Source organism: Arthrobacter sp. P2b (genome assembly GCF_900168295.1).
Taxonomy (GTDB): Bacteria; Actinomycetota; Actinomycetes; order Actinomycetales; family Micrococcaceae; genus Arthrobacter.
The window spans coordinates 1-1,292 of record NZ_FVZL01000045.1; the positions used below are offsets into that span (position 1 = coordinate 1).

General features: G+C 62.8%; 1 protein-coding gene. It reads left to right on the plus strand.

The genetic code is table 11. The features are described from left to right. Positions 1-315: 315 nt before the first annotated feature. Positions 316-1,292 (plus strand): DUF4192 domain-containing protein (locus B5520_RS22280; protein WP_079599243.1); only part of this gene is annotated, 977 nt, incomplete at its 3' end.

Genomic DNA, 1,292 nt, shown 5'->3' on the forward strand with positions numbered 1-1,292 from the left:
GTCATGCCGCTTCACTCCTCCGCTTCGATAGACAAGTGGAAGTTCCATCGCTGCTTGTCATTCTGATATGCCCCATGATCGCTGGGCGGGACCTCGGCGCAACCAGGGCGCTACCGCGCCGACCCCGGAACCGAAAACTTCTGCACTGAAAGACCGAACCATTGGCCCCGGATGAAGTTTTCGCCCCCGGCGCCGGTCCCCCAAGTTGCACTCCGGCCCCTCAACCCAGCGGCTGGTCCCCTACCAGAACGACGCCCACAACCAACAACCGCAGAAAATCACGGCAACACAAAGGGTGAAGGGAAACACGGGATCATGGAAAAGCTCACGATCACAACACCATCAGATGTGCTCAGCTTCATCGGGCACACCCTGGGCTTCTGGCCCCAGGAAAGCCTCGTCTGCATCACCCTCAACGAGAACAGCATCGGCGCCACCCTCCGGATCGACCTGCCCCGCCAACCCGGACAGGAACTCCCCTACGCACGCACCGTCGCCCACTACCTCACCAGCGACACCAACGCGACGTCCATCATCTTCTCCGTCTACACCAACGAAACAGCGCAGCACGGACAGGCCAGACCCCACGCCGGCACCATCGCAGCGCTCACCGGCGTCCTCGCCGAACAGGGCATCACGATCCGGGACGGACTCTTCGTCGGCGACGAAACCTTCTCCCCCTACGACGGCGAACCCGGCACCAACCTCGCCCTGCCCGTCAACTCCACCCAGACCAGCGCGATCAACGCCGAATTCATCTACCGCGGCAGCTACATCGAACCCACTGACCGGATCACCCTCCCCACCACCGGCCAGGCAGCAGCCAAAGCGGCCGCCGTCGAACACCACATAGACTCCATCGCCGCCCTACCAACCGACACCGCGCTCCAGCAAGGCCGGAAACTCTGGGCCAACATGCTCGACTCCAAGACCTTCCCCAACGACGATGACTGCCACGCACTGGTCGCCCACCTGCAGTTCCCGGCGATCCGCGACCGGCTCATCGCCGATATCCCAGGAATGAACGAGCCCATGCAACAAATCCTGTTCGCCCAAACCGAAGCCGCCCCGAAATGGTCACGCATCGAATGGGCACAACAACTGCTCCTGCACGCCTACACTCGCACCAGCGCCGAGCACGCAGCCCCCATTCTGACGGCCATTGGCTACATCAACTGGTGGGAAGGCAGAGGCAGCAAAGCCCACCAATTCCTCCAACTCGCCCTCGACACCGACCCCGCCTACCGACTCGCCCGCCTCAGCGACCAAATGATCGGCTCAGGCCTGGTCGC